This window comes from Protofrankia sp. Cas4, assembly GCF_963555915.1.
In the GTDB taxonomy this organism is placed as follows: Bacteria; Actinomycetota; Actinomycetes; order Frankiales; family Frankiaceae; genus Protofrankia.
Window position 1 is genome coordinate 1 of sequence record NZ_CAUVXL010000179.1, and the last position, 26,656, is coordinate 26,656.

Consider the following 26,656-nt stretch of genomic DNA (forward strand, 5'->3'; position numbering starts at 1 on the left):
GTCGAGAAACTGTGGCCGACGCTGACGCCGCAGCGGCTGTTGCGCGACCTGTTCTCGATACCGGAGCTGCTCGCTCGCGCGGCCCCGGAGCTGACCGACGCCGAACGTAACCTGCTGGCGCGTGACGACGGCACTGACCCTGCTGCCGATCGTGACGACGGCTCGTCAGACGGTTGGTCGGTCGCGGACATTGCGCTTCTCGACGAAGCGGCCGAACTGCTGGGCGAGGACGACCGGGCCGCCCGAGCACTCGCCGAACAGCAGCGGCGGGCGGAACGCGCCTACGCCCAGGGTGTCCTTGACATCCTGTCCCGTGACCTCGAAGACGACGCCGAACCCGACACGCTGACCGCCTACGACCTGCTCGACGCCGCCCAGTTGGCGGCGCGGCACGCGGAGGTCGACGGGCGCCTGGCCGCCGAGCGGGCGGCTGCGGACCGGACCTGGGTGTTCGGGCACGTCATCGTCGACGAGGCCCAGGAACTGTCCGAGATGGCATGGCGGATGCTGATGCGACGCTGCCCCAGCCGGTCGATGACGGTCGTCGGCGACGTCGCCCAGACCGGCGAGCTGGCCGGGACGTCGTCCTGGGAGCACATGCTCACGCCGTACGTCGCCGGTTGGTGGCGCCTGGAGCAACTGACTGTCAACTATCGAACTCCGATTGAGATCATGGCCGTCGCTGCGGACGTGCTGGCGGACATCGACCCGTCCCTCGAACCACCCCGCTCGGTCCGGGAGTCGGGCATCGCACCGTGGCGGCTGCAGGTCAGCGCCGACGGGCTCGCCGACGGGCTGACACAGATCGTCGCGCAGGAGGCGGGCGAACTCGGCGGCGGCCGGCTGGCCGTGATCGTCCCGGTCGCCCGCCTCGACGAGCTGGGCCCGGCCGTGCGGATCGCCGTGCCGGACGCGGCTGTCGCCACCGATGCGGTCCAGACGAATCCGGACCTGGAGAACCCGGTCGTGGTACTGACGGTGCGGCAGGCAAAGGGGCTGGAATTCGACGTCGTGCTCGTCGCGGACCCGCACATGATCCTGGCCGAGTCGCCGCGTGGGCACAGTGACCTCTACGTCGCCCTGACCCGCACCACCCGACGCCTCGGCGTCATCCACATCGGTGCACCACCGCCCGCTCTCAACCGCCTGACTCCCCGCACCCCACCGGCCCCGCCCGTTGCGCGCTGACTCCGTTGCGCACTGAACCTGCGTCGTCGCTACCCGCTCCGAGTGGGCTGTGACGTCCCGGTCTCAGAATTCTGGACGGAGCGGACCACCCGCCCGACCTGGTCGCCGACCCAGCCACGCGAGCTCGTGCCCCATGGCCAGACGAACCCCAGCACAAGGCCGGTGGTGACAGCGACGACAGCCAGGCGCACGACCAGCACCCGGGCGCTCAGGCCGCGGCTGTACAGGACTCGCACTGCGCCGTTCGCGGTGCGGATCCGGCGTTCGAAATCACGGCGTTCACCGAACCCGGACGCCAGCAGGCGCCAGCTGGCAACACGCTCAGTGGTGTGGTCCGGGTCCGGGTCCGGGTCCGGGTCCGGTTGCGCTGCGGGCCGGGCACCTGGCAAGGTCAGCCCGCACCGGCAGAACCGCCGATCCGGCGGATTTCGGACGCCGCATGCACAGATCAGGCTGTCTCGTGCAGGTGCCGACCCCGAAGATGATGCCGACCCGGACAGGGGCGTCGCCCTGGCGGGCGTCGCGGCGGACTGACCGCCAGCCGATTCTCCCGGCCCGGGTAACACCGGCAGTTCATCGGGACGCACCGGGCGCAACACGTCACGGCGAGCACCGCCGTCGCGGCCAGCACCGCCGTCCCGGGGGTCGGTGCGTCCCGCTCCCGGCGTCCGGTCATCTGTGGCGGGCGCCAACGGGACCGCGCCGAGTCGATTGGGACGGTTGTCGGGCCGGATTCGGACCCTCATCCCCGAGCCCGGGTGCGCTGAGGCCGAAGGTGTCACGGCCGGCTGCACCTGCACCTGCGGCTGCGCGTCGTCGTCCGGTTCCGGGGTCGGGACCGCCTCGGGAACGGGGGCCGCCATCTCCGGGGAGGCGTTCCCCCTGTCGCCGGCGCGCCGCTCCGACCTGGTCCACAGGAACCGGCCGCAACCACCGCAGGAGTCCGCGTCATCGCCGTTGGCGTGGTGGCAGCGCGGGCACTCCTTCATCGCTCACTTCCCGTTCGGGACGCTCCGACCGATCCGACGCCTGGTGTTATACCAGAACATTCCACCGGTGGGCTATCCACGTCAAACATGCGTCGCGGCGGAACGTGCTCCGGCGTTGCCTACCGCCGCCGCACCAGCATGAACGTATGATGATGCGGGCGATCCAATGTGATCTGCCAATAGGTGATCTAGCAACAGGTAATCTGCAAACGTCGCGTCAAGCGGAATGCGGAGTCATGGGGGACGCAGACTTCCACTCGGTCGTGCCCGCGCGGGTACGCCGACCGCCGTTGCGCGGTATCCGCCGACCGCGTCTCACCGACATGCTGGGCGACGCCGCAGGCTACCGGTTGGCGCTGGTCGTCGCGCCGGCCGGCGCGGGCAAGACGACACTTCTCACCGATGTCGCGCAGAGACATGACGGCCCTGTCGCCTGGCTGACACTGGACACCCGACTCGGCGAGGTCGAGCCCTTCCTGGCCCATCTGCGCACCGCCGTCGACGACGTCGTGCGGGCCGGCTTCAGTGAATGGGCCACGATGGAGCGGGCACTGGCCGAGCTGGAGGCCCGACTCAACGACCCGCTCCTGCTTGTTCTCGACGACCTGCATACCGTTGACGGGAATACCGTTGACGGGAATACCGTCGAAAACTGTCTTCAATTACTCCTCGACTACCTCCCGAGGAATCTGGTGCTGCTCGTCGCGTCCCGGGTGCGGCCGGCGCTGAGCATGGACCGGCTCCGCCTGGCCGGCCAGGTACGCGAGGTCGATGCGGACGAGCTGCGGTTTCGCACGTGGGAGGTCGAGGAACTGTTCCATAACTGCCACGGCGTCCGGTTACGGCCTGAGGAGGTCGCGGCGCTGGCCCGCAGCACCGGGGGTTGGGCCGCCGGTCTGCAACTGTTTCATCTCGCGACACAGGGAAGGCCCGCCTCGGAACGGGCCAAGCTGTTGGCCGGGCTCGGCGGGACCCGACTGACCAGGGAATACCTGACAACGCACGTGCTCAACGCGGTCAGCGCGGACGACCGTGACTTCCTCGTGCAGACCAGCGCCTTCGACCGGCTCACCGGGCAGCGCTGCGACGTCCTGCTCGAACGGACCGACAGCGCGAACCGCCTGGCAGACCTGGAGCGGCGTGGGCTGTTCACCTTCGTCGAAGGGGATGGCCGTACCTACCGTTACCACGAGGTGCTACGGGTCCATCTCCTGGAGCGGCTCGTGATCGACCATGGCGAAGCCACGGCGCGCGCTGTCCACCGCAAGGCGGCGCAGCTGTGCGAAGCCGACGGCGCGCTCGGTGATGCGGTGCGTGCCTTCTGCCGCAGCGCCGACTGGGACCAGGTGCACCGCCTGGTCGGTCAGCAGGGCCGTTCCCTCGTCGACGAACCCACCGGATGGGCCGACCTGCTGCCCCCCTCGATCCGCGACTACGACCCCTGGGTACTACTCGCGCTCGCCCGTCGTCTGGTCGCCGAAGGATCCCTGGACGCCGCGCTGGACACCTACCGGGAAGCGGGCCGGAGGTTCGGCGTCGAGCCACCGGTGCAGGTCGGACGCGAAGCGAGCGCCCTGCACGAGTGGCTCAATCCCGCTCCCCGCCGCGCGGCATCATGGTTGCACGTCATGCGCGCCGCGTTCGACGATCCGTCCGCTCACATCCACGGTCCGGCGGACACCCCGCAGCTGCGCCTCGCCCGGGCTGTCGCAGCCCTCGTCGCCGGGGACATCGCCACCGCGAGGCAACGCTTCGAGCACCTCGTCCACGCGGGCGACACCGCCCTGATGATCGAGGCGGCCGCCCTGCTGGGCCGGGCGATCTGTGCGGTGTTCGGCAACGAACCCGACGCACGCATGACCGCGAACGATGCGGTGTGGGCCGCGGAGGCGGTGGACTCACCGCAGCTGTTCCGCCTCTGCGCCGGGGTGGCTGCGATGGCCGTCGACGCGACCCCACATGTGGAGCATCTGCGCGAAAGCTGCCGCCGCAGCAACGACCGGTGGGGCGCGGCGCTGCTGACCCTACTCGCGGGCCTCACCGGACTCGCGGAGCCCAACGCCCGACTGGCCGCGCACACGCTGCTGGTCGCAGCCGAACGCGAATGCGCCGACCTGGATGCCACCGCACTGGTCGCCTGGGCGAACGCCGGTCTCCTGGTGGCCCTGCGGTCGTCGGGCCAACCCGTCGACAGCTCGCGTGCCCGGGCGGTGCTGCGCACGGCCACGGCGATCGGCCCGCTGCCCCACGCGCTCGCCCTCATCGGGTCGGCCGGTCCGCACGCGGTCGCAGTCACGCTCGCCACGAATGCCGGGGCAGGAGCGTGGCTGCGGCTCCTGGTGGCCGACCCCGATTCCCCCGATGGCGTGACAGGGCCGGCCGTGACAGGGCCGGCCGCGACAGCGCACCCGCCGGTGCCGCGCCTTGTCGTTCGCTGTCTGGGCGGTCTCGCACTCGAGCTCGACGGTCGGACGGTTGACCTCAGCGCCGTTCAGCCACGCAACCTGGAGCTACTCGGTCTACTCGCGGTGAACGCCAACCGCCTCCTGCCGCGCGACCGGCTGATGGATGCGATCTGGCCCGACGCCGGACCGGCACAGGCCGGCCACAGCCTTCAAGTGGCGATCAGCGCGATCAGGCGGTTACTGGAACCCGACACGCCCCGGAGTCAGCGCGGTCTGCTGCGCCGGGTCGCCAGCAGCTACCGTCTGGTTCTGCACGACGACGGCGACCTCGACATCCACCGGGTCAGGCTTGGACTGCGGCGGGCGGCATCGGTCCGGCGGGGCCGGGATGACGGTCCCGATCCCACAACCGAATACCAGCACCTGATCGACGCCGTCGACCTCTACACCGGCGACCTACTACCCGAATACGACCTGCCCGATCTGATCGTCGAGGAGCGCACCCTGCTGCGGGATGCGGTCGCCGGTGCCTGCGAACGCGCCGCGGAGATCGCTTCTGGTGACCGACGCCATGCTGACGCCGTGCGCCTGGCCGAACGCGGCCTGGAGATCGACCTTCACCGGGACGGACTGTGGCATCTGCTCATGGCGGCGCTGCGCGGGGATGGGCACCACGCCGCCGCGACCAGCGCGCAGACGCGCTATGCGGCGGTCCTCACCGAGCTCGGCATCGTCCAACCAGGCCTCGTCCAACCCACTCACCGCGCGTGATCAGGAACGTAGATGCTCCACCCGGTGCGGCACGTGCGCCGGCTTCGCGGACGCAACCGCCGCGCCGACGGCGGCCAGGTCGGTGCCCGGCGGTACCCGCACCACCAGGAGTGGCTCCGGGCGCCCGGGCAGCGCGCCGTGCGGCCGTGGGGAAAAGCTGACCCCACCGTTGTCGAACACCTCCGCCTCCACGCCGGCGGCTGCCCGCACCGCGGCGACGATCCCGCGCAGAGTGCCACGCCACCGTCGTGCCTCGGCCGCGGCGGCGACGACCGTTCGTGACCATTCGGGCGACCACCCGCCGTCGATGCCGACGGCCAGCCAGCCGGCGAGCCACGGCAGAAAGTCCGCGGGCGTCAACGCCGGGTCGAGATAGGCGTCGAAGTTGTCCAAGGTCGCCAGGATGGGCGCGAGCACGTCGTCGAAGGCGGCCAGCATGCCGTCGATAACGCCGGGTTCCAGCAGGACATCGGGCTTGCGCAGCACCTCGGGAAGCCCGCCGCGCAGCGGAAAGGGAGTTCCCAGCCCCTCGATGGCTCCGCGCATCGCCGGCCCTCAGTCCCGCATCATCATGTCGACCTGATGGTCAAAGCTGAAGACCAGACTGGTCGGCGGCAGATCGATCCGCTCGACCGGGTCGAGGCGCGCGCCGGTCAGCGGGTTGCGCTGGAACAACACCACCTCGTCGACAAACCCCAGCTCGGGCACTGCTCGCAGGACCCCGAAAATGTCACCGACGTGCACCGAACGGCCGAACGGCCAGCCGGTGCCGGCGGGACCACCGATGATCGGATGCAGGTACCGGTACAGCGCACGCAGCGCGGCCCGTTCGGCGGCGTCGGGTGTCACCAGGTGCGCCGGGGCGACCCGGGCGACGACGGAGGTCCCCACGTAGGTCGGCGGCTCCACGCTGACCCGGGCGCCGACGACGCGGCGGTCGTCCAGATAGCTCCTGATCGCCGCGCCCGTCCGCTCGGGTACGACGAGCTGTGTGAGTACGAGCCGCCCGTCAGCGTCCGACGGTGCCCGCGGGACGAGCAGCACCCGCACCGCGCCGCCGTCCCGGCCGCTGGTCTCCACGACGCACCGGACCCGGGCGATCTCGGGTGCCGCCTCCCGGGCTAGTACCTCGAAGTCCGCTGCCGTCACAGCACGGTCGCGGGAGCGCAGGACCAGCGGGCCGCGGGTACGTGCGTCGTCCACGCTCTCGCCGTCGACGCCGCCGGTGGCGGGTCGGCGGTTGTAGACGGCGGAGACATAGGGAATCGAGGACCGCAGCATCACCAGCGCCCGCGCGGTGACGTTGCCCGGGCGACCGCCACCTGTCCGGAACGGCCGGACGCGGATCACCGCATCCTTGGGGGGCACGGCCCCGTACTGGCGCACGGTGGCGTCGGCAAGGCGCACCATGGGTCCGAAGCGGACCTCCCCACTGGTCGCATCCAGGGTGAAGTGCTGGTCGGTCGGACCGCTGTCGGCGAACGACGCCACCCACTGCCACGCCTGCCAGCCGGTCGTGCTGGTCGGACTGGTCGGGCTGGTCGGACTGGTCGTGTCGTCCCGGCGGGGGTCACCGGCACTGACCTCGATCACGACCGGTTCGGACGTGGTGAGCACCGGCGCATGCGGAAGCCGGAACGACTGGCCGGCGACCCCCTCCGAACGACCCAGCACCTGGCCGGCGACAAGCGCGCCCTGGACGGCGTCGACGTCGCCGCCGACCGTTGCGCCGGTGACCGACACGATGCGGGGTGACTCACGGTAGGGCTTCACTCCCCTGCGCAGGTCGTCATCTGACAGCTCCACCACCCGGCAGCGCACCCATGCCGAGGATCGACCGCCGACGCTGCGCACGGAATGGGTGCGCGGCAGGTGCAGCTCCACGACCCCGGTTGTGTTCAGACCGTTGGTGGTGTCCTGCTCGACGTCGCACGGGCACCACGCATCGCCGTCCCACGCCTCCCAGGCCAGCGGTGGTCGCCGCGGATCGATTCCGTGGCCGGCGACCTCACAGGTGAAACGCAGCAGCACGATGGTGGCCGGAGCCGTCCGGTCGAATCCGAGGTAGAGGGCGTCACCCGGTTTGGGACGCGGGTCGAAGCACGCAAAGCCATTGCCACGACCGAGCATGGACGTATGATCACGCAAGGAGTCGGGTTCCACCATGGACGCGACCACGACCGACCTCGCCGGCACGATCGCCAGATCGTCGACCGTGGTGAAGTCGACCGCCGGCTCGGCCGCGGTACGCCGGGTGGAGACCACCGTCCCGCGTGCTATGCCCACGGACGACTCCTGCTGTGCGGCAAGGCGGAACGACACCTCGGCGCGCGCCGCGACCGGTGGGAACAGCCCGACGCCCAGCAGTTCGAGAAACTTCACGTAGTTCCGGTCCGGTACCCGGTTGAGCCGGTAGAGCAGCAGGTCGGTCATCCACGCGAATGTCTCGATCAGAGTCACACCGGGATCGCTGACGTTGTGGTTCGTCCAGTCCGGGCAGCGGTCCCGGATGAACCGTTTGGCGTCGTCGACGAGCTGCTGAAACGTTCGGTCGTCGAGGTTCGGGGCAGGCAGACTCACCGTGGACTCACTCCTGGTCGGGGATCACATAGAACGGGACGACCAGGTTGCGCCGGTCGTAGCGACCCCGCAGGCGGTAGCTGATGTCGATCCACAGCGTCGAGGAAGCCTGGTCGGGCGTGACATCGACATCCTGGACGTCCACCCGCGGCTCCCAGCGACGCAGCGCGGTGAGGACCTCATAGGCGAGCAACCCGGCGGTGGTCGCGTCCGCCGGGGCGAAGGTGTAATCGGCGAGCCGGCAGCCGAACTCGGGCCGCATCGGCCGCTCCCCCGGCGTCGTCCCCAGGATCAGGTACATCGCCTGCTCGATCTCGGTGACGCCGGTGGTCATCGCGAAGCTGCCGGTGACATCGACGCGTACCGGCCAGCTCCATCCGACGCCGAGGAAGTCGGTGGGCGCCACACCCGCTCGCTCGGCACCGCTCCCGCTCATGCTCATGCCGCTCATGGCCCGACCAGCACGCGAACACCCGACCCGATGACACTCGCCGGCAGTTGGCCACACTGGGTCACCGAACAGCCCGTATAGGCCATCGGCTGCCCCTGGGCCAGTACCGTCGTGCTGCCCACGATCACCTGGCCGCGCTGCATCGTGGGCACCATGAACGGGTCGCTGGCATGCAGACCGACGTGCGGCGGGGTGTTGGTCCCGGCACAGCCCACCACCGCGACCGGCTGCCCGCCGACGAGAACACGGGTCGCGAGACCCTCGGTCAGCGGCGCGGCGAACGGCAGCGGTGCAGGCGAGGGCATCGGAGCGCCGGACGGGCTCGGAACCTGGTGAATCGCACAGAAACCGATGACCTGGTCACCGGCGATGACGGCCGCGGCTCCCACCTGCGGTCTCCCTTCCATCCGATCAATCTGCGAGCAGTTCCCACCCGGACAGTTCCGGTCAGTTAAGTTTGATCACAGCACCCTGCACGGTTACATCCGCGCTGCTACGCAGCGTCAGGCCCGCATCCGCGGAGATCGAGCCCTTGCCGCGCGCGGAGATGTCCAGATCGCCGTCGGCGGACACGCTCAGCTTTCCCTTGGCCCGAACGGTCACATCCGCCTCGGTCTCCACCGTCAGGCCACCCCCGTCGTGGTCGAGCAGAATCCGGACCCGGCCGCCGCTGGTCGCAATCTCGATTCGCTCGGCGCCGTCGGCGTCGCTCACGACGATCTCGTGACCCTTGCGGCTGCGCAGCCCCCGGCGGACCACCTGGCCGGCCGCGCCGTCGACGCCGCCGTCGAACGGCGGCGCGTCCACCCCGTTGTACAAGCCACCGATGACGAACGGGCGGCGCGGATCACCCTGCTCGAAGATGACGAGAACCTCGTCGTCGACCTCCGGCAGCACCAGCAACCCACGATCGGGACCGGCGCCGGGCATCGCCACCCGCGCCCAGTCGGATTCATAATCCTCGGACAGCCACGGCAACTTCACCCGCACCCGGCCGCGGTGCTCGGGATCGGTGATGTTCGTGACGACAGCGGGCACGGCACCGGCGATGCCCGGACGGCGTGGCCGCGGCGCCGAGGTGAGCCCCAGCAGCGAACGGTCGTGTGATCCGCTCGCGGTGAACCGGGTCCGATAACCCGATCTCCCGAACACATGCTCGGCATGGGAGAGGGTGAACCTGCCGTCGAGGCGACCGCCGGTCTGTCCGACACTCACCGCCACCCCGGCCAGCAACCGAGGGTCGCCGTGCGCGACTCCCTCTGCAGCCAGGCTGGTGCTCGCGATCCGTTCCGCCGCGGCCTGCGCCGCCGCGTCGCATTCCGCCTGGGTCGCCAGGGGCAGCGACACGGTGACGTGCCGGGCCGCCGTACCACCGGACCCACCAGCGCCGGAACCACCCGGGGCGAGGTCGCCCGGCGTGTCGCGGACCTGCGCCGCGCGGGTGCGCGCCGGTGCCGTGGCCACCAGTTCCCGCTTGTTGCGGTCGTCCCAGCCGCGAACCTCCACCTCGGCGACCTGCTGGGCTGCTGTGACCCGAGCGCAGAACACCTCCAGGTTGCCACCCGGCGTCAGCGCGAGCCTGTCCTGGCTGTCATAATTGCCCGGCTGCGGACCGTCGCCCGCGTCGGTCGGCCGGACGAAATCCAGCCTGCCCGCGCGGATGAGCAGCTGGCGGTCGATCTCGCGGGCACGCCGGCCAAGGAACTCCCAGTGGGTCTCGTTCACCTGACCTACATGATCGTGTACGACGGACGTCGCCTGGATCGTCCCGGTCGCGATCCCCACCTCGGTGGCTATCCGTCGGACCAGATCGGAATCGGTGACATTGGCGTAGGTTGCCGTGTGCACACCGTTGAACAGCGCGTACGAGCTGTCATAGCCGACCGCGGTGGCGGTGGCGCCCCGCTCGTCATACTCGAAGCCGAGGCTGTAGATCGTGCCCTCGAACAGGGTCTGCTCCGCGGTATCACCAGGACGGACCGCAGCGACCCGCAGTGCCGCCCGGAATTCGAAACCTGCCCGGGTGAGCATCTCCCGCCCCGGGTCGTCGAGAACGAGCCGACAGGAGTCCGGCGCGGCCAGATCACTGTTCACCACTACCGTACGGACACACTCGGCGACCTCAAGGGGTACCCGGCGACCATCGAGGTAGAGGGCGGGCAGTGCCCCGTAGGTGTTCTCGGGTGGCACCGTCTCACCGCCCGTCCAGGTCGGCCCGGGAAGGCAGCAGCAGGTGCCGCCCGATCGGCAGCCGCATCGGATCATCAACGCCGTTGACCTCGGCCAGCGCCCGCCAACATGCGGCGTCGCCGTAGGTCCGGTACGCGATGCCGGCAAGTGTGTCGCCCAGCGTTATCTCATGGGAACGCCGGGCGGCGCGCGCCCCGGACGTCGGGTTGGTCCCGGCTACCGGCTGCGGGGTCGCCTTCATCCCTAGCGACACCTCGGCCCGGATCGGTGCCCCGGACCGGCTGAACAGCACGCAATTGGCCTCGACGCTGGTGAGATGGCCGACGAACTTACGGTCCAGACCGACCGCGAAACCACCCCAGTTGAACAGCAGCTCGGGTGGGCTCGGCGACGGCCCGTTGCGGGAGTCCTCGGTCGGGTTCGTCCAGTCCATGAACTGCTGTATCTCGACCATTACGCTGTGCCCCGGCCGTGCGCTCGCGTCCAGCAGCAGGCTGAACTGCATCTCCACCTCACCTGGGCCGCGATAGTGCGGGCGGGCCGAATCCCGGGCCGCCTGGACCGGCTCGCGGTGGAACTCCGCGCGTTTGGCCATCCGTACCGTCGACGGGTTGAAGTGGAAGGTGACCCTCGTCCCCGGGTGGTCACGCTCACACAGATATGCCTTTGCAAACTCCATCGCGACCCCCTTAGGTCACCAGTTGGTAATCACTGGGCCAGAAACCCCTGGTGGGCGAGTTCGAGCGTTTCGGTGGCGACCTTTGCCTGGTCCGTTGACAGGTGGGGTCCGCTGTAGCGAACGGGGCACACACCCATCATCGTCCACTCCGCGACCGGCTCCCGGTTGTCATTGAAGGCTACGATCGTCGCGACCGCCGGCCGACCGCTGCCCTCCCGCCGGAACGAGCTGAACCACCCGCTCAGCCCCTTGGTCGACCCGTCGACCGGACGGGTGAGTTTGAGGTTCTGATAGTGGACGCGCCCGAGCAGCTGGTGCTGGAATCCGTTCTCGCCGCCCTCGTCGTAGGTTTTCACCTCGTAACTGGCCTCCAGCCCCTCGATCGCGGTAAACGCGCCAAGATTGACAGCATCAATCACGACATCGAAGCGGAGGCTGTTCGCGGGCTCGGACACGGGTTGGCTCCTGGTATGCGAGATCAGGCTGGTCAGGCGGGATCGGCGAGCAGGCCGCGACGCTCGCGGTCGGCAAGTAGGTCGGCCCGGAGCCGACGGGTAATGCGTTCGTACAGCTCGTCCACCAGGGCGGGCAGATCGATCTGCGGTGACGCGGACTCGCCGCTCCCCGCTGCGGAGAGGGTGGCCGGTGGCGGTGCCGGTGCCGGTGCCGGTGGCACGGCAACATCCACCTGCCGTGCGACAACCACGTCGCTGGACCTGACGATCGGCTGCCCACGATGTGGCGCCGCAGTCACGCCGGGGACTGCGGGGACGGGCGTGGCGGTTCGGGCGACAGTCGGACTCCGCGCGATAGTTGGACTCCGCGCGATAGTTGGAATCGCCCCGTCCCGGACGATCGGGCCGAGGCCGACCAGCCGCCGGTCTCGCGGTGTTTCCGGCAGCGTCGGCAGCTCGACGAGCAGACGTGGGCCGCGGCTCTCCACGCTCGCTTCAGCCGGGCCATCGGCATGATCCGCGGCCGGCATCACCTGGCCGGTGCTGTCCGAGCTTTCCCCGCCTTGCCGTCCGGGTGCGGATGCCGGTCCTGCAGATCTACTCCGTCGATCCACAACGAACCCTGCGCCCGCTGATCGAGCGCCGTCATCCAGCAGCCTCCCGGCGCTACGCGCCACTGCGGAGACGGACGACTGTGCCACCGTAGGCGGCTGGGCATCACCGGCGACGGTCCGCGGAGATGGAGCGGTTTGCTCCACGACAACATCGTCCGTCTCGCCGGTCGGCCCGGACAGCACCGTATCGATGTGGTCGTCGTCAATATGGACGTCAGGGCGATGCACAAGGGCGTCCGGCCGGGTGGATGCCGCCGCACGCGACACGGGAGTGGATCGCTCGGAGTTGGATCCTGGTTGGGTGCGGGCGGTGTCGTGTGATCCGCGCGAGCCGGTGTCAGGCCGGACCGTGACAGGTAGCCCGAGACCCCGCCGGAGCACCGGCGCGACGCTCGGGGCGGGAGACACGCCGCCGGTAGCAACCTCGATCACACGGCCACGCCGGGGACGCCCGGATCCGACCCGAGGAACTCCGGAGCCAGGCTGTCCGATGTCAGGCCGTCCGTTGGGCTCGATTCCGTCACGTTCTGCTCTGCTGTGCTCCGCGGAACGGTTGTGCTCCGCGGAACGCATGATCGATAGTCCGGCAAGGGACTCCCCGGACGTGGAAGCCACCGACGGATGCACCCCCGGCGCGGCAGGATCGACAGCAGCTGGCTCTCCATCGTTCGTGACGGGACGTGGCCCGAGGCTGCGGACCAGCGGGGCGGGCAGCGATCCGGCCGCCCGCGCCACGCTCGGGACACCGGCGGTATGGGCGCGCACGGTGGGCAGCGGCCGGATCGGAAAGGCCGCACCAGCCCCGGCGTGACGCGCGCCAGCGGGACCGTCACCGGCAAATGCTGCCGGGAACAGACCGTCGGTTCCGGTCGTCACGTCGCGCGCAGGCATCATCTCGGACGCGGGATCGATGGCCATGGCAGTGGCCGGGACCTCGACCGTCGGCGCCGCACCTAGGCCGCCTGGCCCACGGGCAACCGTCTCCCCCGCATCGGGGGATCGGCGAGCGGGGCCCTGACGCGGCCAGGCGAACATCCGGGACGACGAACCGACGTCCGCGGCCTTCCGGCGGTCCATGGCCTTCCGACGCAACGGTGCCGTCCCCGAACGCACCGGGATGATGCTCGGCACGGGGATGGTCGTCATCGCCCGAAAGGAGCCACCGGCGGCCATCGGACTGACCTCATGGGAGAGTCTCTGCAGGACTACCGGCGCGGGCACACGGCTGCCCAGGCCACGCGCGAAACCGACCGGATCGGCCGTGACCGGATGCGGCCCGGCGGAACGGGTGATCGGCGCAAGCCCCTCCCATCCCGAGGTCGCCGCGGCCGGCGTGGCGGCCACAGGTGCCCGCTGCGCGGACCCGGCGGCGCTGCGCTGCCGTGGGCGCCACGGACGTCCCCACATCAGCTACTCCTCTCCGGATACCGGCTGGTCGGTCATGGTCCGGGCCGCAGCGAGAAAGTGCTGACGGTCGGGGTGCTCGAGGTCGAGGATTTCCGCCAGCGACCAGTGGAAGCAGGCGGCGACGTACGCGACCTCGTCGAGCAGGCGGTCGGCCGCGTACGTCAGGATCCCCCCGGAGCATCACCGGCCACATCGACGGTGAAGGCGTGGCTGCACGACGGGCAGGTCACGGCGGCGTGGGTGTGGCCCTCCTGATTGATCCGCCGGTACAGGTCCTGGAGGAAAGCGAGGTCCGGGGCGAACAGTCCTTCGATCACGGCCGGGGTGACGGCCCCGACCGAGCCGAGCCGGGTGATGACCCGGGCCAGCAGCAGGACGGTCAGGTATGCCTCGTTGTCCCGGACCCTGGGGTCGCGCAACGGCATGATCTCGTCACGAGCGGTCGCCAGCCGCATCACTCCATCGCGGTGGCGCTGACCGGAGTCGTCCACGTAGCCACGCGGAAGCTCGAAGGCGAACTCGGTCGTCAGCCCGCGCGGTGACTCCGTGGGTGCCACCGTGGTCATGCCAGCTCAAGCCCTTCGTGGACGAGCGTGACCTCCTCGATGGCGATCTCGCTCCCGCCGGCCTGAAGATTGCTGATGCTCACCTTGGACGGCCAGGCGTTGCGGAAGTTGAACCGGACCTTCTCGCCGCGCTGATAGTCATAAAGGACGACCGACCCATCCTTACGGGCATCGTCGATCTTTCCTTCCTGGACGAGCTTGATCCATTTCCACCAGGCCGGATCATCGGTCTTACCCCGTTTGAGCTGGATGTCACCCCACTTGCGGGCTCCGGGCAGTTTCTTGATGACCGGGATGCCGCCCTTCTTGTTCTCCTTGTGCTCGATCACCTGGATCTCCGCACTCAGCCCGGAGACCTCCTTGAACTGGGCGATCGCCACACCTTGGATCTCGATCTGATAGGCGTAATTACCGAGCGCGTCCTCACCGATGGGCATCGGCGTCTCCTTGTCGTCTTACTGGAGCATCGTCCTGCTGGAGCATCGTCCTGATTTCGTCGACCGGCTATTCGTCGAGCCGCTATTCGTCGGCGCCGCCGCCACCGCTCAACTGGGCGATGCGGAACACGACGAACTCAGCGGGCTTGACCGGGGCCACCCCGATCTCGATGACGACCTGCCCGGCGTCGACGACCTCCGGCGGGTTGGTCTCCTCGTCGCATTTCACGTAGAAGGCCTGGTCCGCGGTTGCTCCGAACAGTGCGCCGTCGCGCCACATCCGCAGCAGAAACGACCCCACAGTGCGCCGCAGTCGCTGCCAGAGCTCCAGGTCGTTCGGTTCGAAGACCGCCCACTGGGTGCCACCGAGAATCGACGCCTCAAGGTAGTTGAAAAGGCGGCGGACGTTGACATAACGCCAGGCCGGATCGGAAGAAAGGGTACGGGCTCCCCAGACCCTGATACCGCGGCCCGAGAAAGCTCGGATGACGTTGATGCCGGCCGGGTTCAGTGCGTCGTGCTCGGCCCGGGTGATGTTCGATTCCAGATCGAGCGCGCCACGGACGATCTCGTTCGCGGGCGCCTTGTGCACGCCCCGGCTGTCGTCACTGCGCCCCCAGATACCCGCGACCGAACCGCTCGGCGGAATGAACCTGTTACGGCCCTCCACCGGGTCGAAAACCGCTACCCACGGCCAGTAGATGGTGGCGAACTTCGAGTCGTATCGGGCTTTCTCCCGCACCCAGTCCCTGATCTGCTGGGCGTTGAAACCGGGCGGCGGGTCGAGGATCGCCATCCGATCGGCCATGTTCTCACAGTGGTCGATCATGGCCTGCTGGACCGCCTGGACGGTGTTCAGGTCAAGTTGGCCCTGCTCGTAACAGAACATCAGGTCTGGCGCCGCCACGATGGTGACGTCGTCACATGCGGTGAGGCCACCCAGACCCGTGCGGGCGCTGACATCGCCGACGTAGTCCTCCGAGCCGGCGCTCGGCGTCGCCGGCTCGACCACGCGGAGTACGACCTCACCAACAACCGGCACCCGGTCGGCCACGGGCACACCGTCGACCTCCCGTACCCGGACAAACCGGGACTGCTCGTTCACGACGGTCACGACGTTGCGTCGGCCGCGTCGTGCGGTGAGGTTCTCGAAGCTCTCCACCGGCCGGCCGTCCTGCTTGACCACCACGGTGAACGTGCCGCCGGGCGCCTCCGGCTCGGCAGCCGGTTCACCGCTCGTCGCGCCGCTCGTCGCGCCACCCGCCGTCGACGAGCCGTCCCCGGCCGCCCGCTCGGCGGAGGTCACCTCGACCGCAAGATTCGCGTGTGTGCCGGGGTCGGCCGCCTCGACCCGGTAGGCGATCACACCTGGCCGGGTGGCACTGGTGAGTTCGGCCAACGGCACACCCGCCGGATCGGCAGCGCCGGAGCCGACGCTGACCACGTAGCAGGCACCGCCGCCGTTGTTGAAGTAGTGGAAGACCGACAGCGGCAGGTACGCGCCAGGAACGAAGTCACCGAACACGCGGGTGAACTGGCCCCAGTTGGCAAGCCGGACAGGCTCGTTGCGGGGGCCGCGGGCGGTGAAGCCGACGAACGCGGCGATCGCCGTTCCCACCCCCTCGATCGGGCGTGCCCCGGCCTCGACCTCCTCGACATACACACCGGGCGACCGGTAGTTCGGCATGACGCGCTCTCCTCGCCTGGGAAGGGTCCGGATCAAGCGTGGCCTGCGGCCACCGTCGCGCCAACGTCCGTCAGCGCCGTCCGCCGGGCACACAACCCGGCCCGAACGGGCAGCCGGCGATGTGGTAGTTAAGGATCGCAGACTTATGATAAGTCAGCGATCCTTAACTGACCAAGGGTCTCTGGAGGAGATCATGCCTGCCAAGCCACCCGAGTTGTTCGGCCGCGACGCCGAGTGGTTTGAGCTCACCGCGTTCGCCGGCGACCCGACGCCGGGCGCGACCCTCGCACTCGTGTACGGGCGCCGCCGTCAGGGCAAGACCCTCATCCTCGAACTGCTCTGTGAAGCAGTCGGCGGGTTCATGGTCACCGGCGTCGAGCAGTCCGACGCCCAGAACCTCGCCGATCTGGCCGCCGCCTTCACCCGGTTCACCGGCTCCCCCTACCCGGTGGCCTTCACCGACTGGGGACAGGCGGTCGACGCGCTGTTCCGGCTGGGCGAACAGCGCGACACCCCGCTCCCCGTCGTGCTCGACGAGTTCCCCTACCTCGTCGCCCAGAACAGCGCCATCCCATCGCTGATCCAGAACGCGCTCAGCCCACGGGGCCGGGCCCGTCAACACTCCCGCACCCGACTGATCCTGTGCGGAAGCGCCCTGACTCTCATGCGGGGGCTACTCGCCGCATCCGCCCCACTGCGCGGCCGGGCCATCACCGAGCTCATGCTCCACCCGTTCGACTTCCGCGACGCCGCCGGCCTGTGGGGCCTGACCGAGCAGCCGGACGTTGCTCTGCGCGTCCACGCTCTCGTCGGCGGCACCCCGGCCTACCGGGACTTCTGTGCCCGCGACGCGCCCGAGGACGCCGGCGACGTCGACCCGTGGGTGGTACGCCGCCTACTCAACCCCGCCGGGGCGATGTTCCGCGAAGGCCGGGTGCTGCTCGCCGAGGAAGCCGGTCTCACCAACCCGGCGCCCTACTACGCCGTGCTCGCCGCCATCGCCCGCGGACGCACCCGACGCGGAGAGATCGCGAACGAACTCGGCCGGGACACCGGTGGCATCCACCACGCCCTGACCGTGCTCACCGACGCGCATCTGGTCACCGGCCACCAGGACGCCTTCCATGCCCGCCGAACGAGCTTCACCCTCGCCGAACCGGTGCTGCGCCTGCACCAGCTGGTGATCCGACCCCAGGAGACCCGCCTGTCACTGCGCCGTGGCGCCGAGGTCTGGGCCGAACTCGCAGACACTGTGTCCGCCCGTATCTACGGACCGCACTTCGAGGACATCGCCCGCACCTGGCCGTTGGCCTACGCCTGTGTGGAAACCCTCGGGGGACGGGCGAGCCGCGTCCAACCTGCGATCCTACGGTGTCCGGACACCGCGTGCCCGGCCCGCGAACACGAAATCGACACGGTCGTCATCGAGATCCGGCCGAACGAGCCGGACCGCGTCCTTGCCATCGGCGAGGCGAAGTGGCGGGCCACCCCGATGGACGTCGACGAGTTGGCCCGGCTGCGACACATCCGCTCGGTACTGCCCGGCTCACCCGCGAACGTGAAGCTCCTGCTGTTCTCCCGTGCCGGTTTTACCACCACCCTCACCGCGGACGCCGCCGCCGCCCCCGACGTCGAACTGGTCGACCTCGACCGCCTCTACACCGGCTCCTGAACGCCAGCCCGATCCGGTCATCAGCGTCCCACCGTGCCCGCGGCGGCTCCCACCGGGTAATCCGCTGCCTGCCCCAGGGGTTTTCCACGGAGTTGGCGCCCGATCGGGGGAATCTCTGGACACCAGCATGATGGAGCGTTATCCAAGGTGGCATGCCGGTCGCACGTGAGGTGGGGAACGCACGGTCCCAGAGCCCGCTATTCAATGATCTCGTATTGAATTTTTCAGAACACCTCCAGTGGGCTGACGCGACATCAACCCATCTCGGTCTCGATACAGCCTCGCTACGACTGGCCTGGGCGGTTAGCCGAAGACCGCCGTACGCAGCGCGGTGATGTCGGTGAGCCGTGGAAGCACGGCGTCGGCGCCGGTGGCTTCCAGCTCACGGGCGGTGCTGCTGCCGGTGGCGACGCCCACCGCGCGCACGCCAGCATCGTGGGCGCCCTTCACATCGTGTGGGGTATCCCCGAGGACAACTACCCGCTCCGGCGGGAAGGTCACGCCGTGGGCGGCCTCGGACCGCTTGACCGCGAGGCGCACGAGCACTGCCCGGTCGCTGTCGTCGTCGCCGTAGCCGCCCACCTCCAGATCGAGGTGATCCGTTAGCCCGAAGGCGGCCAGCTTGGTCCGGGCGATGGAGCGCAGGTTGCCGGTTACGACAGACTGCACGATCCCTCCGACTACCAGTGCCGTGATGGCTTCCCTGGCGCCGGGCAGTGCACGGCCGGACTCACGCATTCGGTCCTGGAGCTGCTGGGCGGCTTCGCCCAAGGCTTCGTAGAAGGCCGGCATCAGGGGCTCCGGGTCGGTGATCCCGCCGAGCCGCAAGGTCTCGATAATGATGGCTCGCTCAGTGCGGCCGGTCATGTCGGCCAACTGCTCCATGGGCCGGCCGGTCACGAGCTGGAAGGCGCGGGCGTAGATCTCCCGGCTGACGCCCTTGATCTCAAGGAGGGTGTGGTCGACGTCCCAGAGGATGAGGGCGGGTGCGGTCACGGGGCGATGATCTCACGGCGACGTTGAGGAGTCTATCGGTCCCGGCGTCAACAACAGCCCTCCATAAATCATAAAATCCAAGCAATGTTGGCCTCAGACCAGAGGCCAGTGTTGGCCGCCGAGTCGAGGACGGCTCCCGCAATTGCAGTTACTGCAAAGGCAGCAGGTAGAGCATCAAGATCCGTTACGGACGAGTACGATGCCGGTCTCGGGATCGGTGAGGCGCGTCGCGCCGTCGGAGATCTGGAATTTGACGACTCCGACCGTGCTGGGATCCACACAGCTGGTTCCTGGCGCTTCCTCCACTTGCAGAAGCAGATCTGATCGCAATACCAGAGGCGTACGTTCAAAACACGCGGACAACAATTAGGTAAGCGCATTTTTCCCTCACATTAATTGATCAACTTATTTCATTCCAAGCCCTTACTCAGAGCCTGCTGCGAGGAGTGGCTCCGACTCCAGTGCGGTCAGAATCAGGGTCACGACTCTCAGCACCGCATCCCAGTCTGCTTGCTCCAGCTCCGGGAAGTCCTCGCGGACACCGGTCGGAATGTCAGATCCCTCCGCAGAGTTGGTTACGCTTGCCAAAGGAACCGCGTTTGCTCCCACAGTCAGCGCGATGACCGAGGGATGACTGCCGTTAACCTGTCGGATCAGCAAACGATCTACGGCGGAAGCACTATCTTCGGTTTCCGAACCGAAATCAAGAAATGCCTGCCGAAACTCTGCATTGAGTTCACCGGGCAACGTCGACGACTGTCGCGCAATCGCCACCAGGCTGGCGAGAAACATATTTTTGGCCGAAAAATTCGCCATCAGCGTGACCTCACAATAATTTTTACCACTTTTTCATTAAACTCCGAAATCCTGTCGGCGGGCACGGAATATCGCCCCGGTTCATTCGATTTAATCTCGAACTGTTTCAGCCAATCACGCGTCCCCGGCTTGGCGTGAACTTCAAAGCGATGCGTGTAATTCCGACGTTTTCCCAGGGTTCTTGGGTCAACCCTCCCATCGTCGGCAATCCATTTGGGGTTATTAGCATGGGGACTCGGACGAGGTGTAAGGCGACCACCAGCGTCCCTGATCGAGTTCGCTTCGGCTTGACTCCCATAGCGTTCAAAAATCTCGATTTTTCCATAACCCGGCGCAAGACCATGCGGATCTGACTAGATAGCGGGGTTGTGGACATAACTGTGGGGGTTGCTGTCCCCACCGAGACCGAGGGGGTCCGTGGATTCGTAACGGGCGGTCTCGGGATCGTAGTAGCGATGATAGTTGTAGTTCGCGCCGGTTTCGGGATCGTGATACTGGCCAGGGAAACGCAGCGGGCAGTCGACATCACCACCAGCGGGCGCGTGGCCCGCACCCCACAGGGCGGTGCGGGTGCGCCAGGCAAGGTCGCCGTCAGGGTCGACGAGTTCGGTGGGGGTACCGACGAGGTCGGTGACGATGGCATAAAATCGGGCGTCGAACCACGTCTGCCCGGCAGTGTCGTGGTCAGCGGCGGTGTCGTCATCGCTGGGGTTGCCGCTCACAGCCTTGTCGGACGGGCGGCGGTCGGCCTGAGTGATCGGACGGAAGCTGTCGGGTTCCCAGTCCCAGGTGGTGACGCGGGCCGTCGGGTCGTCCGCGGTGGTGTGGTGCTGCTCGGCGAGCACCATGCCGTCCCAGGCGAAGTCAACCCGTTCGACCACGCCACCATCATCGGCGGCACCATCAGCGCTATCGCCAGCGAGGCGCTGCTTGGCGATCCGCCGACCGAACGGATCATAGGAATACCGCCAGCGCCGGCCGTCCGGCGTGGTCACACCGGTCAGCCGATCGTCGGCATCCCAGCTGTAGCGCCAGGTACGCGGCTTACCCGACAGCCGCTTCTGCTGCCGTAGCGTCACCCGGCCCTGCCCGTCATGCTCAAAGCGGACCCGGCCGGCCCGACGGATCAGCGTACCGGCGTACTCCCGACCGCCCTGCGCGACATCATCCAGCCCACCACGGCCGTCACGCCTGCGCTGACCACCGTCGAGGCCACGCGCGCTCTGACAGCAATCGGCGCGGCGGACGTCGCGACCCGTGCCATCCACCGGTCGGACCATATCCAAATCGGTGGATGGCACCATCCCCGCCGTCTCGTGACCGCGACAGTCCTCGACCACGCGCGCACCGTATCCCCAGCGGTTCTCCGCTCGCTGGACGCCATCCATCTGGCCACCGCACTCCTCACCGCCGAGAGCCTCCACCACCTCATCACCTACGACAAACGGATGATCACTGCGGCAGAGGCCGCCGGCCTGCGGACCTCCACGCCGTCGTGACCTGCCCCAGGCATGGGCTGCATCGCCGTACCGGACTACGTAACAATTGACTACGTGACGACTATCGACCCTTCGCCGACAGCCGATAGCGCGCATCAGCGGGTACCGTCCGCAGACAAGATCGACGCGAGTTTGTCGTTAGGTACGCCAATCCGACCGAAAACCGTACCTAACGACAAACAAACGCCGATCATCACCTCCATGGAGGGCTTTGGTCCGAGAACCCGGTTCAGAAGTCGATCATCTGGACCAGTACGGTGCGTACCTCGGCTATCTGCTCGACGTTGAGCCGGTAGAGCGGACCGCGACCGGTGAGCCGGTTGGCCGAGACGGTACAGACCTGTTCAGTGATGGCCCAGCTGGTGGGCTTACCGGGGATGTCGATCCGGACCCGATGGACCCAGCCAGGCCGCTCCCGGCTGGTCAGCGGTAGGACGCTCACCAGCGCACCACCAGTCAGAGCCAGGTGGAAACGGGAGGACACCACGAGGGCCGGACGCTGTCCAGCCTGCTCACGGCCCGCAGTCGGATCGACGTCCAGCCACCAGGCCTCCCAGGGCTTGACATCCACCCTCAAGCGGCCCCGTCCCACACTTCGGTAACCGGGGCATCGACCGCACTCCACTCCTCCCCCTCGGCCAGGTACTCGGCCCAGCCTTCAGGGTCCTGCGCGCGGAAGCGGTCCATCGTGGCAACGGCCTTAAGCTGCCAGTGCTCATCCAGCAACCGGCGCACGGTCTCATCGGCACTGGTACCACCGAAGTCCTCAGCGGCGACCCGGAGCACGCGCTCCCTGGTCTCGGGGCACTGGTCTCGGGGTTCACCCGCATCATGGTCGTCCTATCGCTGAGTTTACATCACCGTAAACCCTTCCTGTGACCCGCGACTCTAAACGATCATTGATCGTGCCACTGGCGGCGCGGGTCGGAGCACCCCTCTAGTATCTGTGCAGCGTGCAGTCGGTAGAGCGGGCAGGCGATCGGCTCAACTTTCCGCGAGCGCCGTCAATGGATTTTCTGAACGTAAACCCGCTTCACGAACAGCGGATCATTTTCGACGTTTCGCATGTCCTCATAAATCTCGAATGACGGATCATGATCTAGAGAATCAGCAACAAAGACGCTCTGCGTGCTGACGGGTGGTTCCAGTCGGAGTTGCGCAAGAACCCGGCTATGAAAATCCGTGAACCAGAACGCCGGAGTGCGGAACCTCATCAAAAAGATCGACCGGACCCGCGAGATCATCGAGGCGGTCAAACATCTGCAGCCTGGTAAGGTTCTCAAACTCGGCTCGAAACCTTGGATGAAGATCCATCAGGCATCCCATCCGTGTTCTCTCAACCATTTCAGGGTCTTGCGGGAGAACTGAGGATCACCATCATGCAAGGAGTCGTCCTGGTTTAAACCATTGTCTGCTTGGGGACAATGCAAACCAGCCAAGTACAGTCTTCTTCTGAGGTCACACCCAACACCACATGACCATCACGGGCCATCGCAACAAATTCTGGTTCGCCAGGATATGCGGTGAGTGTTTGCGCAAGACGAGAATCTGACGAGGCACGGACAATCGCCCATGGCAACGAAGCGCCTTCTCCGGTGACACTAATCAAGAATGAGCCATCATCAGAGACAACACCGTGAGATTTGGCCAGCTTCCACCATTGCCTATCGACCTCTTCGAGGTTATCGTCTTTACCGTCCTCTACTACAGCGTCCGGAACAACGGCACCACTTATTACGTACTTCCATGCCTGGAACGGCTTAATTCCGCCACCCGAAGGAGCGGAACCAAGTGGAATCAGTCCTGCCGCCCGAAGTATCCGCTCACGGGATGCCTCGCTAGTGGTTGACATTACTTTCCCTTCGGGTACAAGAGATGGTGCTTGCCTCCAATTTGTTGATATCTCTCAAAATCCCTGTTACCGCCCCATCCAAAGTCTACGCTGGTCCGATTTGGATCACCACCTTTAGGTTGTCCAGCATGGAAGTGTGGTCCCCTAGTAGGATCCTTCGTGTGCTCGGCAAGAACCCGTGAGCCGCTCTCTGTCTCAAACTGCATGTAACGACCCTGTGCACCAACGTCCTCCGAGTATCGGTAATCGGGTGTTCCGCGACGCAAAGGTTCGCCTCCAACTTCCCACTGCAAGTCGGGCGCAGCGCCCCGAGGGATTCCCGCACGATCGTAGGCAGCATTCAATGCTTCCTGACGTGACCTGAAAGATATATCGTACGGGGCAAGACCGAGGGGATCGAACTCCCAGGTGGGGTTGGGGACGTAGGTGTGGGGGTTGGGTGCGGGGGTGAGGCCGAGGGGATCGATGGATTCGTAACGGGCGATCTCGGGGTCGTAGTAGCGATGGTAGTTGTAGTGGGCGCCGGTTTCGGGGTCGTGATATTGGCCGGGGAAACGCAGCGGGCAGTCGACGTCCTGGCCGACGGGCGACTGATGGACGCCCCAGAGGGTGGTCCGGGCCTGCCAGGCAAGCTCCCCGTCGGGGTCGACGAGTTCGGTAGGCGTGCCGACCAGATCGGTGACGATGGCGTGGAACCGGGCGTCGAACCACGCCTGCCCGGCGGTGTCGTGGTCATCAGCGGTGTCGTCACCGCCGGGTTTGCCGCCCACAGCCGTCTCAGACGGGCGGCGCTCGGACTGGGTGAGCGGCCGGAAACCGCCGGGTTCCCAGTCCCAGGTGGTGACGCTGGGTGCCGGATCGCCGCCGGTGGCAGTGGTGTGGTGGTGCTGTTCGGCGAGGACGACGCCGTCCCAGGCGAAGTCAACCTGTTCGGTCACCCCGCCGCCGTCGCCGGTGCTGGTGAGGCGCTGCTTGGCGATCCGCCGACCGAACGGGTCATAGGAGTACCGCCAGCGCTGGCCCTCCGGTGTGGTCACACCGGTCAGCCGATCGTCGGCATCCCAGCTGTACCGCCAGGTACGCGGCTTACCCGACAGCCGCTTGTGCTGCCGTAACGTCACCCGGCCCTGCCCGTCGTGCTCGTAGCGGACCCGGCCGGCCCGGCGGATCAGCGTGCCCGCATACTCCCGACCACCCTGCGCCGCATGGTCCCCCCCGTCCCGGCCGTCACGCTGCGCGGGCACCGACCAGGACGCGTCGGTGATGTTGCCCGCCACGTCGTAGGCGTAACGCTCCTGCCAGTCGGTTCCGTGGACGGCGGTGACCCGCCGCACCGGGTCGAGATCGAACCGGCGCAGGCCGGCGAGCATGTCATCGATCTCGCTGACATAGCCATCCGGACTGTAGGAGTAGTCCCGGCGCTGGAGCACCCGCGTGTGCCCCGCGGTCCCCGGCCGGCCCGCGGTCACGGTCTGCGACAGCAGCTGGTGGTTGGCATCCCACACCTGCGCCAGCACCACCCCGGTATCCAGGCTGCGCGCCACCTCCCGGCCCGCCGCGTCGTGGGCGAACCGCACCGTCCGACCGGCGGTGTGCAGCGACAGCGGCAGGTCGTTCGCACGGTGAGGTAGTCGGTGCACGCCACGTGCAGGTAGCGCAGGGCGCCGTCGGCGCGGGCGGTGGTCTCGTCGGCGTGCGCGACCGCCGCGGCGGCGACCAGGTTCCGAACCCGGGGCAGGAAGGTGATTGCCAGAGGCGGGCGGCCCGGCGGACCGGGAGATGATGGGCGCAGATCAGCCACACCGCCCGGGCCGCCAACCCCGGCCGTACCCGACCCGGCCCGCCGCCGGGACCATGAGGTCCTCCCCGGTGTCCCCGCAGCACCGGCAGACCCGGATCACCAGCTGATATTCGGTGACATGCGGGCGTGGTGGCGGTGGGGGGTGTCGAACACCTGGCGGCGACGGATTCCGACGACCGGCGCGTCGGCCAGGAATGTGCCGCAGTCCGCGCACGCCGGCGGGTCGCAGATCACGGTTTCGTCCGGGTCGTCGACCATCCCCAGGGTGTGCCCGGGATCGCCGGGCTGCTTGCCCGGTGCCCGCCCGGAGCGCCCCTGCGAAGATCGCTTCGGTGCGGACTTCGTGTAGTGGCTGTCCGACGACGGGGGCCGCGAGGAGTTCGCGCTGTCCCTACCGAGCTGCCGTTCCCGTTCGGCGACCCGTCCGGTCAGCGTCTCGATCAGCCCGGTCTGTTGGGTGAGTAGCTCGGTCTGTCGGGCGAGTAGCGTGGCTTGCCGGGCGATCGTGGTATCCCGTTCGGCGAGGAGACCAGCAGCTCCTCATAGGTCGGCTGCCCGTCGGGTTCCACCCGCTGAACCTAGCGATCACGACACACCGCAGCGCAACCGCGGTAGCGATCAGCGCACACGGGACAGCGAACGCCCGATCACCCAGCTGAACAGCTACGACAGCCGAACAGTTACCCCTCACAGAGAAAACTCATCAGCACTACGGAATAGCCAGATACGGCTCAACCATGCCGGGATCAAAAGTCTCGGGAACCAGAACTACACGCTTCGCAAGCGATTCATTTAGATGCATCATTAGCTGTATAATGCTAACGAGATCACCCGTCGATGTCACGTCTCGTGGATCACCCTGAAAATCAATCGAATCTAGCGAGTAGAAACTGGAAGTCCAGACTTGACACCCCAGTCGAATAGCCAGCCTGTATTCGACATCACTCATCTTGTCGAACACATGCGGACCGAAATCTACTGGAATCTCGGTTTCAAGTTCGGTCAGCGCCATTTCATAGCCAGCCTGCCGAAGCCCATCTATCACTCGGGACCAGTCTTCATAGCTGGCCCCGAGTACGTAGATCTCAATCAACCCGCCAACCTGCAACGCAAGCTGGTCAAGAACTTTGGTGTAGTTGATTTTAGTCATCGCGGATCCAGAAAACCGATGAAGCCGCCCGACTGGTACCATCTAGCACCGATATCAGAGAGTTGGAAGTCATAAACAGGGCCGAATTGTGGATGAGCCCATGACTGTAACGCGGTTCGAGGGTTCGTCAAGATGTCGTTAATAAGATATTCGCTCATGTCTCGCGCATCCCTGCCGCCCAGCCTGATAAGGCTTGCATTCGGCCGAACCATATGTTTTTGATAAGCTCTACTGGCCTTTGTGACACCTGGACCAATACTACTGGTAGCGTCCGCCGCCAGCTTATCAATTTCGGGTCCACCACGGCTCAGGGAAGATGTTGTGTACGGGGCGAGGCTGAGGGGGTCGAGCTCCCGATAGGGATTGTGGACGTAGGTGTGAGGGTTCGGAGCTGGGGCCAGGCCGAGCGGGTCGTTGGATCCGTACCGGGCGGTCTCGGGGTCGTAGTAAC

Annotated in this window: 24 protein-coding genes and 2 pseudogenes; 4 read left to right on the top strand and 22 right to left on the bottom strand. The window is 67.3% G+C overall.

Annotated elements, in window-relative coordinates; genetic code table 11:
* The coding region (locus tag U9979_RS16555; RefSeq protein ID WP_322780095.1) for an ATP-binding domain-containing protein at nt 1-1,188 on the top strand (1,188 nt) is incomplete at its 5' end.
* Nucleotides 1,189-1,217: 29 nt separating this feature from the next.
* Here U9979_RS16555 and U9979_RS16560 read toward each other — a convergent pair.
* A complete protein-coding gene (locus U9979_RS16560) occupies nt 1,218-2,177 on the bottom strand; it encodes a hypothetical protein (RefSeq protein ID WP_322780096.1) in 960 nt (319 codons plus the stop codon).
* A gap of 236 nt (nt 2,178-2,413) precedes the next feature.
* On the opposite strand from U9979_RS16560, the gene U9979_RS16565 reads away from it, so the two are divergent.
* On the top strand, nt 2,414-5,353 hold the full coding sequence (locus tag U9979_RS16565) for a winged helix-turn-helix domain-containing protein (protein ID WP_322780097.1): 2,940 nt from the start codon (nt 2,414-2,416) through the stop codon (nt 5,351-5,353).
* Here the strand turns inward: U9979_RS16565 and U9979_RS16570 are convergent, their stop codons facing one another.
* From U9979_RS16570 to U9979_RS16620, 11 genes are all read right to left on the bottom strand, one after another.
* Nucleotides 5,354-5,899 carry a phage tail protein gene (locus U9979_RS16570; protein WP_322749283.1) on the bottom strand — a complete coding sequence of 182 codons (546 nt, stop codon included), beginning with the start codon at nt 5,897-5,899 and terminating at the stop codon, nt 5,354-5,356. It lies immediately after the preceding gene.
* A gap of 9 nt (nt 5,900-5,908) precedes the next feature.
* Nucleotides 5,909-7,933, bottom strand: a complete 2,025-nt coding sequence (locus U9979_RS16575) for a putative baseplate assembly protein (protein ID WP_322780098.1) — start codon at nt 7,931-7,933, stop codon at nt 5,909-5,911.
* 7 nt (nt 7,934-7,940) lie between these two features.
* The gene (locus tag U9979_RS16580; RefSeq protein ID WP_322780099.1) at nt 7,941-8,369 is read right to left on the bottom strand and encodes a GPW/gp25 family protein; all 429 of its coding nucleotides are present in this window, start codon (nt 8,367-8,369) and stop codon (nt 7,941-7,943) included.
* Between the two features lie 11 nt (nt 8,370-8,380).
* A complete protein-coding gene (locus tag U9979_RS16585) occupies nt 8,381-8,773 on the bottom strand; it encodes a PAAR domain-containing protein (RefSeq protein ID WP_322780100.1) in 393 nt (130 codons plus the stop codon).
* A 58-nt stretch (nt 8,774-8,831) separates the two neighbouring features.
* Nucleotides 8,832-10,574, bottom strand: coding sequence for a VgrG-related protein (locus U9979_RS16590; RefSeq protein ID WP_322780101.1), 1,743 nt, complete (start codon nt 10,572-10,574; stop codon nt 8,832-8,834).
* Between the two features lie 4 nt (nt 10,575-10,578).
* Complete coding sequence (locus tag U9979_RS16595; protein WP_322749278.1) at nt 10,579-11,253, bottom strand: LysM peptidoglycan-binding domain-containing protein; 675 nt, start codon at nt 11,251-11,253, stop codon at nt 10,579-10,581.
* A 29-nt stretch (nt 11,254-11,282) separates the two neighbouring features.
* Nucleotides 11,283-11,708, bottom strand: a complete 426-nt coding sequence (locus U9979_RS16600; protein ID WP_322780102.1) for a phage tail protein — start codon at nt 11,706-11,708, stop codon at nt 11,283-11,285.
* 32 nt (nt 11,709-11,740) lie between these two features.
* The gene (locus U9979_RS16605) at nt 11,741-13,729 is read right to left on the bottom strand and encodes a hypothetical protein (RefSeq protein WP_322780103.1); all 1,989 of its coding nucleotides are present in this window, start codon (nt 13,727-13,729) and stop codon (nt 11,741-11,743) included.
* Nucleotides 13,730-13,890: 161 nt separating this feature from the next.
* On the bottom strand, nt 13,891-14,295 hold the full coding sequence (locus tag U9979_RS16610) for a hypothetical protein (protein ID WP_322749274.1): 405 nt from the start codon (nt 14,293-14,295) through the stop codon (nt 13,891-13,893).
* Nucleotides 14,292-14,732, bottom strand: coding sequence for a phage tail protein (locus tag U9979_RS16615; RefSeq protein WP_322749273.1), 441 nt, complete (start codon nt 14,730-14,732; stop codon nt 14,292-14,294). Before U9979_RS16615 ends, U9979_RS16610 begins: the two co-directional genes overlap by 4 nt.
* A gap of 82 nt (nt 14,733-14,814) precedes the next feature.
* Nucleotides 14,815-16,419 (bottom strand): phage tail sheath family protein, encoded by a 1,605-nt coding sequence (locus U9979_RS16620; RefSeq protein WP_322780104.1) that lies wholly within the window; start codon nt 16,417-16,419, stop codon nt 14,815-14,817.
* 193 nt (nt 16,420-16,612) lie between these two features.
* Between U9979_RS16620 and U9979_RS16625 the strand changes: the two genes are divergently transcribed.
* Complete coding sequence (locus U9979_RS16625; RefSeq protein WP_322780105.1) at nt 16,613-18,091, top strand: ATP-binding protein; 1,479 nt, start codon at nt 16,613-16,615, stop codon at nt 18,089-18,091.
* Nucleotides 18,092-18,394: 303 nt separating this feature from the next.
* Here U9979_RS16625 and U9979_RS16630 read toward each other — a convergent pair whose 3' ends face one another.
* The 3 genes from U9979_RS16630 to U9979_RS16640 all read right to left on the bottom strand — a co-directional run bounded on the left by U9979_RS16630 (nt 18,395) and on the right by U9979_RS16640 (nt 20,982).
* Complete coding sequence (locus U9979_RS16630) at nt 18,395-19,087, bottom strand: HAD family hydrolase (RefSeq protein WP_322780106.1); 693 nt, start codon at nt 19,085-19,087, stop codon at nt 18,395-18,397.
* 423 nt (nt 19,088-19,510) lie between these two features.
* Nucleotides 19,511-19,903, bottom strand: coding sequence for a hypothetical protein (locus U9979_RS16635; RefSeq protein ID WP_322780107.1), 393 nt, complete (start codon nt 19,901-19,903; stop codon nt 19,511-19,513).
* Between the two features lie 353 nt (nt 19,904-20,256).
* Nucleotides 20,257-20,982 (bottom strand): RHS repeat-associated core domain-containing protein, encoded by a 726-nt coding sequence (locus U9979_RS16640; protein ID WP_322780108.1) that lies wholly within the window; start codon nt 20,980-20,982, stop codon nt 20,257-20,259.
* Nucleotides 20,983-20,997: 15 nt separating this feature from the next.
* Here U9979_RS16640 and U9979_RS16645 point away from each other — a divergent pair, with 15 nt between their 5' ends.
* Nucleotides 20,998-21,402, top strand: coding sequence for a PIN domain-containing protein (locus U9979_RS16645; protein WP_322780109.1), 405 nt, complete (start codon nt 20,998-21,000; stop codon nt 21,400-21,402).
* A gap of 229 nt (nt 21,403-21,631) precedes the next feature.
* Here the strand turns inward: U9979_RS16645 and U9979_RS16650 are convergent, their stop codons facing one another.
* The 7 genes and pseudogenes from U9979_RS16650 to U9979_RS16680 form a co-directional block, all read right to left on the bottom strand.
* A complete protein-coding gene (locus tag U9979_RS16650; RefSeq protein WP_322780110.1) occupies nt 21,632-21,973 on the bottom strand; it encodes a type II toxin-antitoxin system PemK/MazF family toxin in 342 nt (113 codons plus the stop codon).
* Between the two features lie 2 nt (nt 21,974-21,975).
* Entirely contained in the window at nt 21,976-22,188 is a 213-nt protein-coding gene (locus tag U9979_RS16655) for a hypothetical protein (RefSeq protein WP_322780111.1), read from the bottom strand.
* A gap of 613 nt (nt 22,189-22,801) precedes the next feature.
* Nucleotides 22,802-23,254, bottom strand: coding sequence for a hypothetical protein (locus tag U9979_RS16660; protein ID WP_322780112.1), 453 nt, complete (start codon nt 23,252-23,254; stop codon nt 22,802-22,804).
* Nucleotides 23,254-24,873: pseudogene (locus tag U9979_RS16665) on the bottom strand (RHS repeat-associated core domain-containing protein); the annotation flags it as partial. The pseudogene U9979_RS16665 and the gene U9979_RS16660, both read right to left, overlap by 1 nt.
* Nucleotides 24,864-25,559: pseudogene (locus U9979_RS16670) on the bottom strand (DUF6444 domain-containing protein); the annotation flags it as partial. The pseudogenes U9979_RS16670 and U9979_RS16665, both read right to left, overlap by 10 nt.
* A 205-nt stretch (nt 25,560-25,764) precedes the next feature.
* Entirely contained in the window at nt 25,765-26,205 is a 441-nt protein-coding gene (locus tag U9979_RS16675) for a hypothetical protein (RefSeq protein WP_322780114.1), read from the bottom strand.
* Nucleotides 26,202-26,656: hypothetical protein (locus U9979_RS16680; protein ID WP_322780115.1), on the bottom strand; the 455-nt coding region annotated here is incomplete at its 5' end. The genes U9979_RS16680 and U9979_RS16675, both read right to left, overlap by 4 nt.